Raw genomic sequence first — 12,714 nt, forward strand, 5'->3', positions numbered from 1 at the left:
AAGCCAGGTCACAGGAGGTGGAAGGGCGGCATGACGGCCGTGACGTACAGGGTGCGTCGGCGCGGGATGGGCAGGACGTACATCCAGCCCCCGCTGGGGAGGTCGATGCGGCGGACGCCGCCGTCGGCCGGTCCGCGGCCCGTGGTCGTCGGGTCGACGCCCATGGCGGCGAGCTCGACCAGGTCTGCCAGCACCTGCTCGGCCTCGGCGATGACGGAGACCGCCAGCCCGGTGGTGACGTGGGCTTCGCCGGGTTCGTACTCCCAGCTCCAGTCGAGGTCGCTCACCGGCTGTCGCCCTGACGTGTGAACCCCGCCTCGGCGTGCACCTCAAGGAGGATCATGCGGATCTGCGACAGGACACCTGGGAGGTCTGCGTCGTCGGCGCTCTGCGCCCGGTGCTCCAGATCCCGCAGGCGGGCGAGCCGCTGGGGGTTGCGGGCGTGCGCGACTTCCACGGCCCAGTACGAGACGAGGCGGTGGAGGGGGGCGGGCGACACCTCGGCGCGCGCCTGCGCGACCGCTGCTGCACGTTCCGCGTCGAACTCGGGCAGGCGGGAAGGGGCGAGACGGGCGAGGGCGGCCCGCAGGTCCTCGGGCCGGGCGGCCGGCTGGGGGACTGCTTCGGGGCCGGATTCGGGTGCCGTGCTCATGCCGCTGCCTTCCGTTGGGATTCGATGCGGACGGTGCCCGAGGGGGCGATCAGGGTGATCCCGCCATCGGCGTAGCCCTGGATGAGGACCTCGCACAGGGTCGAGATGTCGGGGGCGAGGGCGGTGTCCGCCATGGCCGCGGGCACTGGTCCGGATACCTGTGCCCGGGCAAGGCCGGCGCGTTCGAGGGCGCGGTTCCAGACGGTGTCCGGGATCTCGACGTTGGCGCGGTACGTGCCGGTGGTGGCGCCGGAGATGGGACCGATGGTGATCGTGCCCGAGGCGAATCCCGCGAGGAGGTGCTGAACGGCACGGGTGGCGGCCAGCCCGTCGCGCTTGGCTTGGGCAGCGCCCCGGACCCAGACGTCGCGGTGGAGCTTGAGGGTGTGGCGCCCGGCACGGGTCATCGGGGTTCCTCTCCTCAAAGATGCCGGCTTGCTGGAAGGTCGCCGGTGGTCGGCGCCGCCGACGCATCCGAGTCTACGCCAAAATGGCGGAACGGGGCAGGCTGCGGATGGCGGGCCACAGGGGGCAGCCGCACGGTGAGTACGGCACTGCAGGGAATTACATCCGGCCTCCGTCGGCAGTGCCGCCGCTCGGTCCGGTTCCTGGTCGGGAGCAGGGCCTTTCCCTATCGGTATGGCGGGCCGGGTGGTGAGGGGGTGCTCGGGTTGCCAAGGCTGGGGGAAACGAGACACCGCCCCGCCTGTTCCCACTTGGTGTGATCGGGACGCCCGCCTGCCCGCAGACCCGTTCAGTGGGGCATTTCGCGTTGGTCGGAAGTGGCTGAATGGGGCGGTGGTCAATGGGAGGGAGGCCTCCAATGCCGCAGGGCGATTCGCTTCGTTCATGATGGGGCTCGTGAATCCCCGTGACCTCGATCTTGTCATTGCCGCTGTCCATGCTGTCGGGCCGTGCCCGCCAGGTGAGGAGGCCGATTGGACCGACCGGGTCCGAGACCGTGCCGTGAGCCTGTACGTCCTGGGGGACACGGTGGGGCAGGACATTGCCCGGCTGGATGCGGCGAAGCAGTTCACGGCGACGCTGCTGGATGTGCGGGTGGAGGCATCCAGTAAGCGCGGTGTGCTGGTGTTGCGGAACACCTCGGGGGAGCTGGAGCAGCCGATCCGCACGGACCGCGGTGATTCCGAGGCGGGGCGGGCGATGATCGAGCGGGTTCGGGCTCTGATCGGCCACCGGGTACGGGTGTACCGCCTCAATGAGCGGATGGCATCGAATCCGAAACTTGAGGTGCGCATCGTGGTCCACTTGGCCGACTTCGGCCTCGATACCGACCCGGTCCACGAGAACAGCGCGAAGCAGAACGTCCTCGCGGCTGCCGAGGGCGACACTGCCGTCGCTCAGCGGGCCTGGTCGGAGGCGGGCCTCCCGGAAGCCGGCGCCGTGTCCGTACGCCAGCTGGCCGACGCGCTGGCATGCCTCCCACAGGCTGATGGGGAACCGGATATGCGACGTTTCACCTGAAGGGTCGCGATCGGTGAAAGTGCTCCAGAACGCGTCGTGGCGCGCCTAAACTTGCTGCTCAGCAAGCCTGCTCCCTGCGCACGCGGGGATGAACCCGCCGCCCTTGACTCGCGGACCGCGATGCGGGACTGCTCCCCGCGCACGCGGGGATGAACCCGTGCAGGGCGGGTCGTGGATGGAGACCATCTTCTGCTCCCCGCGCACGCGGGGATGAACCCACCAGGATGTCGGTGACAACGGGTGTGTCAGCCTGCTCCCCGCACACGCGGGGATGAACCCCGACCCAGGATGTCGCGTGCGCGCTCTTCGCTCTGCTCCCCGCGCACGCGGGGATGACCCCGATGCCGACGAGCACCGACTCGTTCCGGATGCTTCGGAGGGTTAGATCCCGGCTCGGCCCCGGGCGTCAAACGCTGTGAACGCGGAAGCAGTTGTGCAAAATCTACGACATCAACTAAAGTCATGACCGCACTGGAATGGTTCGATGCGTAGTCCGACCCTAGGAGTCGTCCGCATGAGTGTTCCTCCGTGGCCGTGGGCGACCGACGTGTTCGGCGATCAGGCCGCAGCTGTACGCCTTGCCGTCGGACAGGGCCTTCGCAACATGCAGGCCAACGCACAGGCCGCACAAGAACAAGGCGCATCCCGCACCACCCGCGCTTACGGCACCACCCGGTATGAGAACCAGTACGAGCGGCTGCAGGACGAACTCAAAGACCTGCCCGGCGCCCGCGCAGTCCAGCCCTTCGGGTTCTCCTATGAGCTGATGCTCATCGGCAACGGACTGCTCTACCCGTTCCGGTACGCCAAGACCAAGTCGGACGTACGCAGCGCGCGCATCCCCAGCCAATCCCGGCTGGTACGGGAACTTTTCACCTTCGCGCCGGCGCCGAAGCACACCCAGGACCCGTTCGACCTCGACTTCGCGACGGCTGTCCCGACCGCCGAACCGCGTGGCGCCCTGGCGACCATCCCGCAGGGCACCCAGCTGATCCTCGTGCCGTTCGCCTGCAACGCCTCCGAGCTGCTCGAGGCGTACTGGGGCATCGCAGCCCTCGGGATGAACCGGCAGCTGGAGTGGGCCACCGATCCCGAGCCGCTCCACCTGCCGCAGGCGGTCACCTCGTACACTCCGCGACTGATCAGCATTCCGCACCAGATCACGGCACACACCAGCTTCGCCGACGGAACCGAACCCACCCTTACGCTGTCCTCTCGTACCACCTCGGACCGGGGCCTGCACGTGCCCGCTCAGACCGAGGCAGAACCCGTCGAGGACCAGAGCAGCGAAGACGATGCGACTCACTAAGCAAGACCTGATTCCCGGTACGGAAGAACGAGGCGCCACGCCGCGTGCCATCTCCGACGGCTTCGATCCCACCCGGCTGACACAAGCCCGTCGGTTGGCCGAGATGACGAAGAAGGACGTGGCGACACAGCTCGGAGTGACGCCAGCCGCGGTGGGTCAGTACGAGACGGGAGTCTCGAAGCCACGGCCTGACCTGATTCCCCGTCTCGCGGAGATCCTCGGGGTTCCGGTGACGTTCTTCCTGCTCGGAAGGCCGGCCAACCGGCTCGATGCCTCCATGGCCCACTTCCGAAGCCTGCGCAGCACGCCGAAGTCCCAGCGAGAGCGTGCTCTCGCCTTTGCCGAACAGGTCTGGGAGCTCACGTACGCGCTGGAGCAACGGATCCAGTTGCCGCTTGTGGATCTGCCCGGTTTCGCCGGGGGGGAGGTCCACCCCGGCGAGGAGCTGTCCACCGATCCCGCGTCCGCCGCCCGTGAGCTCCGCAGGCGCTGGGGGCTCGGCGACGGCCCTGTCACGCACCTGGTGAGGCGGATGGAGTCCCACGGGATCGTGGTGGTGATGCCGCCTGCCAGTGATCCTTCCGCTGCGAGCGTGGACGCGTTCTCCACCCGGGCCGCGCGGCCGCTCGTCGTTCTGACCGCCAACCGGGCGGACGACATCTACCGGCACCGGTTCACCGCCGCCCACGAGCTGGGCCACCTCGTGCTTCACGGCGATGCCACCGGGGACAGTCGCCAGGAGAAGGAGGCCGATGCTTTCGCGGCCGAGTTCCTGACACCTCAGTCCAGCATCCTGCCCCTGTTGCCCAGGCGGATGGACATTGCACGGCTGGCAGAGCTCAGAGGGGTCTGGGGGGTCTCCCTCCACTCGCTCGTCTACCGCTGCCGCGAGTTGGGGCTGATCTCCGACGCCACCACGAGCCGGACGTACCAACGCCTGCGCGCTCTCGACGGCCAGCCGGGCTTCACCGCGGAATCAGTCTCGAACTTCCCTGGTGAACAGCCTTCGATGCTCGGACAGGCCTTCGACCTGGCTGCGCAGGAAGCCGGCCTCTCGGTTTCCCAACTGGCACATGAACTGGCGTGGACCAGCGCGCGAGTTCGGGACCTGTTGGGCGTCCAGGAACAGAGGCCGGTGCTCCGCCTCGTCCAGTAGCAGTTACCGTCGGCCTGAGCAGCCGAGGGATGACTGCTGCTGCCCCGTCGTCACAGCTTTCCAGCATCAACACGGTGCTTCCTGGAATCTCACCTGAACGGCACCGAGGCCGACCCATCTCAGGGCCGGCCCCGGTGGCTTGCCGACGTGCTCGAAGGATCAGAGTGTCGAGTCGTCACCGAGGGCGTCGGCACCGATGGCTCCCCGCAGGACGTGGGCGATCTCCTCGGGCTTGAGGTCGATGCTGTCCAGCCCCTCCATGGTCAGCGGGATTTCCTCCAGCGCGTATTCGCCGCGTCCCTCGGCGCTGAACTCGGGGCCAGTCCGGTCTTCGAAAGACCATGTCGCGATGCGGGCGAGGTAGAAGAGCTGACGCTCGTTGTCGGACTCCATCGTGTGAAGGAGGCGGACGATGTCGGCCTTCCCCGCGATCTCTTCGTGGATCTCCCTGTGGAGGGCGGCCTCCCGGGACTCGTCGCTCACCTCGACCCCGCCGCCTGGCAGCACCCAGTACACGGGGATTCCGGGCTTGGTGCGGCGGATGACCAGCATTGTTTCGTCCGCGGTGACGAGGACGGCTCGGACTCGTTCGATCATTTCGCTCTGTCTCCTTGCTTGTTGACGGTCTCAGTGCAGCAGCCAGCCGCCGTCGACGTGGACGGATTGCCCAGTGATGAACGACGCGGACGGGCCTACGAGGAACGCCACCAGGGCTGCCACGTCTTCGGGGCGTCCGCGTCGCGGGACGCACTGGCGGTTGATCTGGTCTTCCGGGCGAGCGCGGTGGTGGGCTGGGATGGCGGTCTCGGCTTCCACCTCGATGGCGCCGGGCAGGACGGTGTTGACGCAGATGCCGTACGGGCCGAGCTCGCGGGCCAGGGACCGGGTGAGGCCCAGGAGGCCCGCCTTGGCGGTGCTGTAGGCGACGAGGTTGGTGCGGCCGGCGCGGGCGTTGACGCTGCCGATGTTCACGATCCGGCCCCAGCGGCGTTCGATCATACCGGGGGTCAGGGCGTGGCAGGTGCGGTAGTGGGCGGTGAGGTTCACGTCGAGGGAGTAGTTCCAGGCTGTCTCGTCGGTGTCCTGCCAGGGGACGCGGGGGTAGGAGCCGGCGTTGTTGACGAGGATGTCGACGGGGCCGATCTCGGCGCGGACGAGGTCGGTCATGGTCTGCACGGCGGTCGGGTCGGTCAGGTCGGCGTTCACCGCGATGCCGGGGCTTCCTTCGCGCTCGAAGGCGGCAAGGAGGGCGTGGGCGTCGGGGTCCTGGCCGAGGTGGTTGACCGCGACGGTGGCGCCGGCGGCCGCGAGGGCCCGTCCGGTCTCGGCGCCGATGCCGGTGGCTCCGCCGGTGACGAGGGCGTTGCGGCCCTGGAGCGGGCGGGCCTGGAGGGGGATCTCAAGCAGGGGCAGGGACATGGCTGCTCCGTTCACCGGGGTTGGGGTGAGGTGCCTGTGTGGCGGTGAAGAACGTGTCGAGGGTCGTGAGCGGGTCCTGGCTTTCGGCGAGCTTGATCAGCACGAGCAGGAGGTCGTGTCCGGTCAGCCGGGCTGGCGGAATGACGCCGAGGATGCGCAGGGCGAGGAAGGCGTGGATCTCCTCCAGGGCGGTGCCGCCCTCTCCCCGGAGACCGTCCAAGGCCTGGGTGATGGCCGCACTGCGGCCGGGTCCGGTGTTCCAGGCGTACCGGACGTCGATGTGCCGGCTGCGCTGGTGGAGTTCCAGGTGTTCGATGCGGGGGCGGGTCTGTGGCGGGAGGGCGAGGCGGAGGGTGCGGGCGTACACGTCGGGTTGGTAGTCCGGGACGAGCCAGCCGCCCAGCGCCATCAAGTACCAGATTAGGTTGGCGGCTTCGCCCACGGCGGTGTTGCGGCCGGCGAACTCGAAGTCGAGCCAGCACAGCGGATCGGCGATGTTGGGCTCCGTCGGGTCGCCCTGTGTCAGACCGGCCAGCCAGCGGCGGTCGGGGGCCAAGGCGTGGCGGAGGATGTCGATGATGCCGGCGACGTTCAGCCTCAGCTGCCTGCCGTTGGCGGTGAGAGTGAAGTCGGCCAGCTCCCGGAGGGTGAGGGTCGTATCGGTGTGGGGCAGGGCGATCGGTAGGTCACGGCGCAGGTACCAGTGGTCCAGCCGGCCGCCGGGGCGGATCCGGTCGAGGTAGAGGTCCGGAACGCAGTCGGTCAGCGGCATGCGCTTCCCGGTCTCCTCGGCCGCCGCCCACAGATCCGCGCAGACGCCGTCCACCAGGCGATCCAGGCGGGGCAGCACGGCCGGATCCCGGTCAGCCAGGGCGATGACGTCGCCCAACAGCAGCTCGCACCGGCCGGTGGCGAAGACGTCCTCGTAGGCAAGGAGCTGCCTGTCCGGCAGAAGGATCTGCCCGTGAAAGGCCGGAACCGCGATGCGGGGAGCGAGCTGTGCCCAGCCTTTCGCCTCGGTGGCACCCTGCTCGCGGCTTGCCGCCGCCTTGTGGAAGGTGGCCGCTGGGGCCAGCGGCAGCCGGCTGCCCGCGCTCACCGGGCCGTCCCCGGCAGGGTGTCCAACCAGGTCTGGAGGACCATGTCCGCGAGCGTCTCGGCCGCGGAGCGCTCGGTGCGGGCGGTGGTGACCAGGTTCGTGTCCTGCAGCTCGGCGTCGAGGAGCACCGTGAGGGCGTCGCCGTCGGAGGGGCACTCGATCCCGGCGAAGCGGAGCTGGATCTTCGCGAGCAGCGCGGTGACCTTGTAGAGGTCGCGGAGGTCGGGTGCCCCCTTGAGGAGCTGGCGGCGGATCTCGATGGCGGCCTGGATGCCGTCGCGCAGGCTCACGTCGACATCGGTGGCCGCGTCCGGGGCGGGCAGGGTCAGGCCAGGGGCAGACCACAGCGGGACCAGGGTCCCGCTGCCGATGAGCGCGAGGACGTGGAGGAGCCGAGAGGTCACAGCGCCGGCCCGGCACTCGGCCCGGGTCAGCACGGTCAGGCCGAGCTTGACCCCGCCGAGTTCGGCCTCCAGCTCCGCGAGGATCCGGCGCATCCCGTCAAGGGAGGAAGCATCGGCTACGACGAACACGTCGAGGTCGCTCCAGCCGTGCTGATACTTGCCCCGGGCGCCGCTGCCGGTGACGGCCAGCAGATCGATCAGTGGATGCGTTCCAGTGGTTCGGTCGAGGAATGCAGCCAGGTACGACTCCAGGTGCACAGGCAGTCCGAGCGCGTTGACCGGCATGGTGCTGGGCCGGTGCTCCGGCCAGCGGCGGTCGAGCGCGATGCGGTCCAGGCGGCGTTCCAGCTCCAACCGCGGCCCGTCGTTGCCGATGACCTCGTGGGCGATGGAGGCGATCTTGTCCGCGCCACGTGCGCTCTTGACGACGTCGCGGTCGGCGACGTCCTGGGCCCCGGCCAGGCACCGCCATGCGCGTGTGGTCTCGGAGGCGTCCAGTCGGCCTGCACGACGGAGCCCAGCCGATACGGGTCGGAGATGCCGGCCCGCCCGGCCGCGTCCTCGATGAGGTAGCCGATCTTGAGGCGGGCGTGGCCGTGGTGTGTGCGCAGGTACTCGCCGGCCGTGCTCTTGCCGCTACGCCTGCTGGACCGGGGCATCCCCATGCTGGAGGCATCCGTCGCCGCGACGGTCGCCGTACGGGAGGGCCTCGGCCCCGCCCAGGCCGCCGACCGTGCCCGGCTCTTGCTGACCCCGTACGAAGCCGATCTGCGGGCCGCCGAGGGGAGCGAGTACGCCTCTGAGCGATCCCCCCGCCCCACTCTCCCAGAAACGATCCGTCCCATGGGGAGGTACACGACCCATCGGATACCCCCGGCGAGGCTGCTGAGTCTGAGACGGGGAGAGGCCCGTGCGGGAGCCGTTGGCGCGGTCGGATCTCTGCCGGATGCGCGGTTCCCCTGGTAGTGGCTTGAACACCGCTCAGCCTAGGAGCGGCTCGAACGCCTTGCGCAGCTTTGCTGACGATTCGGCAGATCCGGCGTCCCTCACCGTCGCCAACGTACACGCCGTGTGGTCCGCCGCGGCTTCGGCGCTGCTCGGCCTCGGCTGGGGCGTTGCAGTACGCTCAGAACCTGCTGAGTCCGGGGGAATCGATCGCGCTCATCCTGGGCATGGCTATCCTTGGGCACGGCGTGGTTGCGCACGCCTGCTATAGCACCCCAGTGAGTTGGTTTGGGTTCCACTGCTGGTGGTGCGATGACTCGGGCGAGTCACGGTGGCCGTTCCTCTCTGCAAAGAGGGACGGCCACTTTCCGTGCGGAGCCTGGTTGCACAGCCCCCGACGCGGTTGTTCCGGCTACGCCTTACCGCTTACGGGCGACGGCTGCGTACTTCGAGTCCTCCGCATCAGTGAGGGCCGAGGTGTCGACGACAGCGATGTTGCTGACGCCGACCTGGGGAACAGTGATGTCCGACCGCCAGCCGCGGGAGGTGTCGAGCCCGGGTTCGATGAGCTCGAGACCGTCGAAGAAGCGCAGGATCTCGGCTCGATCGCGGAGCCGGAGAGGGCCGCTGCCGTCCTCGGAGTTGTAGGCGACGACGACCTCGCTCATGTCCCGGAAGTCCATCGTCGGGTGGATGACGCTCATCAGGCTGCCCGGTGCCACGGCTTCGACGTACGCCGCCACCGCTTCATGCGGCCGACGCGCGTCGTCGATGAAGCACAGCACGTTGTTGAAGCAGAGGCCGACCGGCTGCGTGAGGTCCAGGGTGTTGCGGACTTCGGGCGAGTCCAGCACCGAGGACGGGTCGCACAGGTCGGCTTGGAGGAAGACGGAACGGCCCTCGGCGGACTCGGGGGCGGACATGAACGCCTCGGAGCGCCGGGCCACGATCGGATCGCTGTCGACCGACACCACCCGGGCCTCCGGCGCGATGCTCCGGACGATCTGGTCCAGGTCGGGTTCGATCGAAGAACCGCACCCGAGGTCCAGGAACTGGGTGATGCCCTCACGGGCCATGAACGTCGCAATGCGTTCCATGCAGTGCCGGGCCGCCCAGGCCGTGGCCCTGCTGTTCGGGTGGACCTTCCCGATGGCCGCGGCCACCGCGGCATCCACCTCGTAATGGTCCTTCCCGCCCAGGAGGGCGTTGTACACCCTCCCGGGGTGCGGTTGGCCGGCATCGATGTGCCCTGGCGTGAACGCCTTGTACTCCCCGCCCATGTACTCCCCCTCCTTGATCCTTCTGGCCCGGACGGTTGCGGTGCCGGTCACCGGGCCCATGCTTCCTTGGTGATCTCCTCCAAGATCGCCGGCGTATCGCGGATCGGCGCGGCGTGCACCGCGCACATCGTGTCGAAACCCTGCAGGTGGCGACTCGTCTTCTGGTGCAGGTACTCGCCGCCGTCGAAGCTGCTCCGGTAGACGATGTCGGGTAGCTCCGGCTCGGCGAATCGGAAGAGGTGGAACGGACCCGACTCTGTGCCCGGGTAGGCGCCGAGGTGCCGGGGGACGATCTGGATCTTGATTTCGGGACGCTTCGCCATGGCCAGGAGATGCTCGATCTGCCGGCGCATCACCTGCGGGCCGCCCACGCTGCGACGCAGGGCGCTTTCGTCGAGCACCACCCACAGAATGGGGCGCGTCGCCCCCGCGGCCCGCGATGTGCCGGGGCCCGTGCCGAGGATCCGGCGCTGCCGTTCCTTCAGCAGGTCGATGTGGCGGCCGAGAAGGCCTGCCCTGATTCCAGGGTGACAGGCACTCAGGGCGGCGCGCGCGTAGTCCTCGGTGCGCAGCAGCGCAGGCACCATGTACGGCTCGAAGGCGCGGATGACGGTGGCCGCACTCTCCAGGCTCAGGAACCGGTGCAAGTTCCTGGGCAGGACTTCGGCGGGATAGGACGCCCACCAGGAAGGCTGCTTGGCCTGGTCCACCTCTGCGAGGAAACCCGCGATCTCCTCCGCCGTGGCTCCGTACAGGTCGAGCAGCTTCTCGATCGTCGTCCGCGGAGGGTTGGACTCGCCGATCTCCCAGCGACGCACGGTGTGTTGAGTGACGCCGACAGCCTGGGCCGCATCGGCCCGGCTGATCCGCGGGGCAGCCTGCATGCGCCAGTCCGTGAGGCGCTTCGCCAGGACTGACTGAAGTGTCGTGGTCGTTTTGGGCGCAGCCAACTTTCCTCCCCTCCGGAATGAGCAGAGTCTGACACAGACGATCTGTACATTCCAAGATGCAATTTGCAGATTGCCAGTTGCAGGTTGTGATGTACATGATGGATAGTATGGGCCGGAGACGATCACCGGAGCCAACGCCCGCCCGCGCAGGCGTGTTGGCGCATCCGGCATCCGGCATCCGGCAATCCGGCGTGTGGCCCCGTTGCGGCGACCGATGTGCGGCTGCTGCTCCACAGCGGCGCCACAAGGCCCGCGGTTTCTGACCGTTGGTTGCGTTTCACCCCTGAGCAAGGAGCTCCCGCCCGCATGTCCACACCACCGCAACCGCCGTCGTTCCCCGGGCCGTACCCACAGTCCGGACCGTACGGACAACCGGGGCAGCACGGCGTTCCGCAGGGCTGGTACCCGCCGCCGGTGTCAGAGAAGACCAACGTGCTGGCCATCGTCGCGTTCGTCATGTCGCTCGTCTGTGCGATTCCGCTGGTGCCCCTGGTCCTCGGCGTCATCGCCCTTTCCCAGATCCGCAATCGCGGTGAGAAGGGCAAGGTCCTGGCCATCGCGGCCATCGCCATCCACGGCGCGACCATCGCGTTCTACGTGATCTTCATGGTCCTCGGGCTCACCGGATCGCTGGACGGCGGTCCCGCGCCGAAGCGCGACACCAGTGGCCAGGTCACCGGCTCGGGCTCCAGCCAGGTGAACGACATCCGCACGGGTGACTGCTTCAACATGGACGACGATCTGGCGGGCGTCCAGGACAAGGACGGCGGCCAGGCCCGCCGCTCGGTGCGCATCGTGCCCTGCGACCAGCCCCACAAGGGGGAGGCGTACGCCGTCTTCAATCTGGAGGACGCGGCGTACCCGGGAACGGAGAAGGTCGTCTCGATCGCCGAGGAGAAGTGCGGCGGTTCGAAGCTGGCCGACTACGTGGGCAAGGACGCCAACCCTTCGGAGAAGGTGGACGTGTACTACTACTATCCCCAGCTGGCCTCCTGGACCTTCGGCGACCGCGAGGTCACATGCTTCCTGGCCGACAGCAGCGGCCCGAGCACCGGCTCGCTCCGCTCCACCGGTTCCTGAACCTCAGCCGGCGCGGTTCGAGTCCATGTGGCGTCGGTGTCGGGGGATGAGATGAACTTCGACGAGAACGAACCGCAGTCTGTTCGAGAGGAATGCTTCGCCGCCGAGCGGGCCGGACGCGGAGCGGCACGCAAGGCCGCGCCGCTCGACCTGCGGGGTGCCCACGTCGGCGCGGCCGCCGCGACCGTCGCCCTGGTCCTCCTCGGCTCGTACGCCAAGCTGGTCGCTCTGGGCATCGTCAGCGGAGTTCTTCTGCTCTGGTTCGCCGCGGCCCTCGCATGGGCCCACGCAGACGGGGACCATGGCCGGCACGCACTCCGGCGCACGTACAAGGTCACCTTCGGATGGGGTGAGGCATTCTGAGCACCAAGGCCGAACCAGAGGGGGCGATTTGACGAGCGAAGTCGATCGGATGGGGGACGGTCCGCGGTACGCCGATGAGCTGACGGCCGACGTCGTGTGGGAGATCGGCGACTTCCTGCTTCCCCGACTGGAGCGAGCGGCACGTGCTCACCCGTCATACAGCGAGGAGGGCATCACGGCCTCGGCGCTCGCGGAGGCAGTAGCCACGTTGGTGCTCACCTTGGAGTGGACCATCACCGGCGAAACGCCCGGCCGTGTCCGTAGTCCGATCGGGATTCCGGCGCCCCCGATGCCCACTGAGGTGGAGCGCCGGGTGCGAGCGGAGATTCGGCTGGATCGCCTCCGGGACGACTGGAACCATCTGTGCGTCCTCGCCGGCTACTGGCGCTCTGCACCTGGCCATCAGGACTCCCGCTGGCGCAAGCTCGAGTTCCGCGACACCGAGCATGAGCGTTGGTACCACCAGCAGCTGTCCCACCGTCATCTGGAGAGAGACGGTGCCTGAGTCGGAACGGCTTCGGCCTCGGTGGGCTCGTCGACCGGACGCCGCCGGAGCGGTCGCGCTCCGCGCC

15 protein-coding genes and 1 CRISPR repeat array are annotated in these 12,714 nt (G+C 68.6%); of the genes, 6 read left to right on the forward strand and 9 right to left on the reverse strand.

The genetic code is table 11. The annotated features are described in order from the left end of the window. Window positions 1–8 precede the first annotated feature (8 nt). From ACIQU4_RS39125 to ACIQU4_RS39135, 3 genes are read right to left on the reverse strand one after another with little or no spacing between them, the layout of a single operon-like run. Entirely contained in the window at window positions 9–287 is a 279-nt protein-coding gene (locus ACIQU4_RS39125; RefSeq protein WP_403741640.1) for a hypothetical protein, read from the reverse strand. Next, window positions 284–652, reverse strand: coding sequence for a DUF6247 family protein (locus ACIQU4_RS39130; protein ID WP_403741642.1), 369 nt, complete (start codon window positions 650–652; stop codon window positions 284–286). Before ACIQU4_RS39130 ends, ACIQU4_RS39125 begins: the two co-directional genes overlap by 4 nt. Further along, window positions 649–1,059 carry a hypothetical protein gene (locus ACIQU4_RS39135; protein WP_403741645.1) on the reverse strand — a complete coding sequence of 137 codons (411 nt, stop codon included), beginning with the start codon at window positions 1,057–1,059 and terminating at the stop codon, window positions 649–651. The genes ACIQU4_RS39130 and ACIQU4_RS39135 overlap by 4 nt, the downstream gene beginning before the upstream one ends. Window positions 1,060–1,501: 442 nt before the next feature. On the opposite strand from ACIQU4_RS39135, the gene ACIQU4_RS39140 reads away from it, so the two are divergent. The 3 genes from ACIQU4_RS39140 to ACIQU4_RS39150 all read left to right on the forward strand — a co-directional run bounded on the left by ACIQU4_RS39140 (window position 1,502) and on the right by ACIQU4_RS39150 (window position 4,602). Next, a complete protein-coding gene (locus tag ACIQU4_RS39140) occupies window positions 1,502–2,137 on the forward strand; it encodes a hypothetical protein (RefSeq protein WP_403741648.1) in 636 nt (211 codons plus the stop codon). Between the two features lie 67 nt (window positions 2,138–2,204). Continuing rightward, window positions 2,205–2,477: direct repeats of the CRISPR family, unit length 20 nt; unit sequence GCGCACGCGGGGATGAACCC. A 174-nt stretch (window positions 2,478–2,651) separates the two neighbouring features. Next, window positions 2,652–3,446 carry a hypothetical protein gene (locus ACIQU4_RS39145; RefSeq protein ID WP_403741651.1) on the forward strand — a complete coding sequence of 265 codons (795 nt, stop codon included), beginning with the start codon at window positions 2,652–2,654 and terminating at the stop codon, window positions 3,444–3,446. Continuing rightward, window positions 3,433–4,602 carry a helix-turn-helix domain-containing protein gene (locus tag ACIQU4_RS39150; RefSeq protein ID WP_403741654.1) on the forward strand — a complete coding sequence of 390 codons (1,170 nt, stop codon included), beginning with the start codon at window positions 3,433–3,435 and terminating at the stop codon, window positions 4,600–4,602. The genes ACIQU4_RS39145 and ACIQU4_RS39150 overlap by 14 nt, the downstream gene beginning before the upstream one ends. Window positions 4,603–4,761: 159 nt before the next feature. Here the strand turns inward: ACIQU4_RS39150 and ACIQU4_RS39155 are convergent, their stop codons facing one another. From ACIQU4_RS39155 to ACIQU4_RS39180, 6 genes are all read right to left on the reverse strand, one after another. Next, window positions 4,762–5,199 (reverse strand): NUDIX domain-containing protein, encoded by a 438-nt coding sequence (locus ACIQU4_RS39155; RefSeq protein WP_403741656.1) that lies wholly within the window; start codon window positions 5,197–5,199, stop codon window positions 4,762–4,764. A 30-nt stretch (window positions 5,200–5,229) separates the two neighbouring features. After that, on the reverse strand, window positions 5,230–6,021 hold the full coding sequence (locus ACIQU4_RS39160) for an SDR family NAD(P)-dependent oxidoreductase (RefSeq protein ID WP_403741659.1): 792 nt from the start codon (window positions 6,019–6,021) through the stop codon (window positions 5,230–5,232). After that, window positions 6,002–7,120, reverse strand: a complete 1,119-nt coding sequence (locus ACIQU4_RS39165; RefSeq protein WP_403741662.1) for a hypothetical protein — start codon at window positions 7,118–7,120, stop codon at window positions 6,002–6,004. The genes ACIQU4_RS39160 and ACIQU4_RS39165 overlap by 20 nt, the downstream gene beginning before the upstream one ends. Then, window positions 7,117–7,878, reverse strand: coding sequence for a nucleotidyltransferase domain-containing protein (locus ACIQU4_RS39170; protein WP_403741665.1), 762 nt, complete (start codon window positions 7,876–7,878; stop codon window positions 7,117–7,119). The genes ACIQU4_RS39165 and ACIQU4_RS39170 overlap by 4 nt, the downstream gene beginning before the upstream one ends. A gap of 1,010 nt (window positions 7,879–8,888) precedes the next feature. Continuing rightward, complete coding sequence (locus tag ACIQU4_RS39175; protein WP_403741668.1) at window positions 8,889–9,800, reverse strand: SAM-dependent methyltransferase; 912 nt, start codon at window positions 9,798–9,800, stop codon at window positions 8,889–8,891. After that, window positions 9,797–10,933, reverse strand: a complete 1,137-nt coding sequence (locus tag ACIQU4_RS39180; RefSeq protein ID WP_403741671.1) for a helix-turn-helix domain-containing protein — start codon at window positions 10,931–10,933, stop codon at window positions 9,797–9,799. The genes ACIQU4_RS39175 and ACIQU4_RS39180 overlap by 4 nt, the downstream gene beginning before the upstream one ends. Window positions 10,934–11,113: 180 nt before the next feature. On the opposite strand from ACIQU4_RS39180, the gene ACIQU4_RS39185 reads away from it, so the two are divergent. Genes ACIQU4_RS39185 through ACIQU4_RS39195 form a run of 3 tightly spaced genes read left to right on the forward strand, consistent with a single transcriptional unit; the run spans window position 11,114 to window position 12,647 of the window. Beyond that, entirely contained in the window at window positions 11,114–11,779 is a 666-nt protein-coding gene (locus tag ACIQU4_RS39185; RefSeq protein ID WP_403741674.1) for a septum formation family protein, read from the forward strand. A 51-nt stretch (window positions 11,780–11,830) separates the two neighbouring features. After that, on the forward strand, window positions 11,831–12,142 hold the full coding sequence (locus ACIQU4_RS39190; RefSeq protein ID WP_403741676.1) for a hypothetical protein: 312 nt from the start codon (window positions 11,831–11,833) through the stop codon (window positions 12,140–12,142). Window positions 12,143–12,170: 28 nt separating this feature from the next. Continuing rightward, the gene (locus tag ACIQU4_RS39195; RefSeq protein WP_403741678.1) at window positions 12,171–12,647 is read left to right on the forward strand and encodes a hypothetical protein; all 477 of its coding nucleotides are present in this window, start codon (window positions 12,171–12,173) and stop codon (window positions 12,645–12,647) included. Window positions 12,648–12,714 lie beyond the last annotated feature (67 nt).

The sequence above is a fragment of the Streptomyces sp. NPDC090741 genome (assembly GCF_044769045.1).
Taxonomy (GTDB): Bacteria; Actinomycetota; Actinomycetes; order Streptomycetales; family Streptomycetaceae; genus Streptomyces.

What these genes read in the sequence shown, in the direction of transcription:
- ACIQU4_RS39160 (WP_403741659.1), bottom strand. Translation starts at nt 6,021, where the DNA reads ATGTCCCTGCCCCTGCTTGAGATCCCCCTCCAGGCCCGCCCGCTCCAG.
- ACIQU4_RS39140 (WP_403741648.1), top strand. Translation starts at nt 1,502, where the DNA reads ATGATGGGGCTCGTGAATCCCCGTGACCTCGATCTTGTCATTGCCGCT.
- ACIQU4_RS39130 (WP_403741642.1), bottom strand. Translation starts at nt 652, where the DNA reads ATGAGCACGGCACCCGAATCCGGCCCCGAAGCAGTCCCCCAGCCGGCC.
- ACIQU4_RS39155 (WP_403741656.1), bottom strand. Translation starts at nt 5,199, where the DNA reads ATGATCGAACGAGTCCGAGCCGTCCTCGTCACCGCGGACGAAACAATG.
- ACIQU4_RS39190 (WP_403741676.1), top strand. Translation starts at nt 11,831, where the DNA reads ATGAACTTCGACGAGAACGAACCGCAGTCTGTTCGAGAGGAATGCTTC.
- ACIQU4_RS39135 (WP_403741645.1), bottom strand. Translation starts at nt 1,059, where the DNA reads ATGACCCGTGCCGGGCGCCACACCCTCAAGCTCCACCGCGACGTCTGG.
- ACIQU4_RS39150 (WP_403741654.1), top strand. Translation starts at nt 3,433, where the DNA reads ATGCGACTCACTAAGCAAGACCTGATTCCCGGTACGGAAGAACGAGGC.
- ACIQU4_RS39145 (WP_403741651.1), top strand. Translation starts at nt 2,652, where the DNA reads ATGAGTGTTCCTCCGTGGCCGTGGGCGACCGACGTGTTCGGCGATCAG.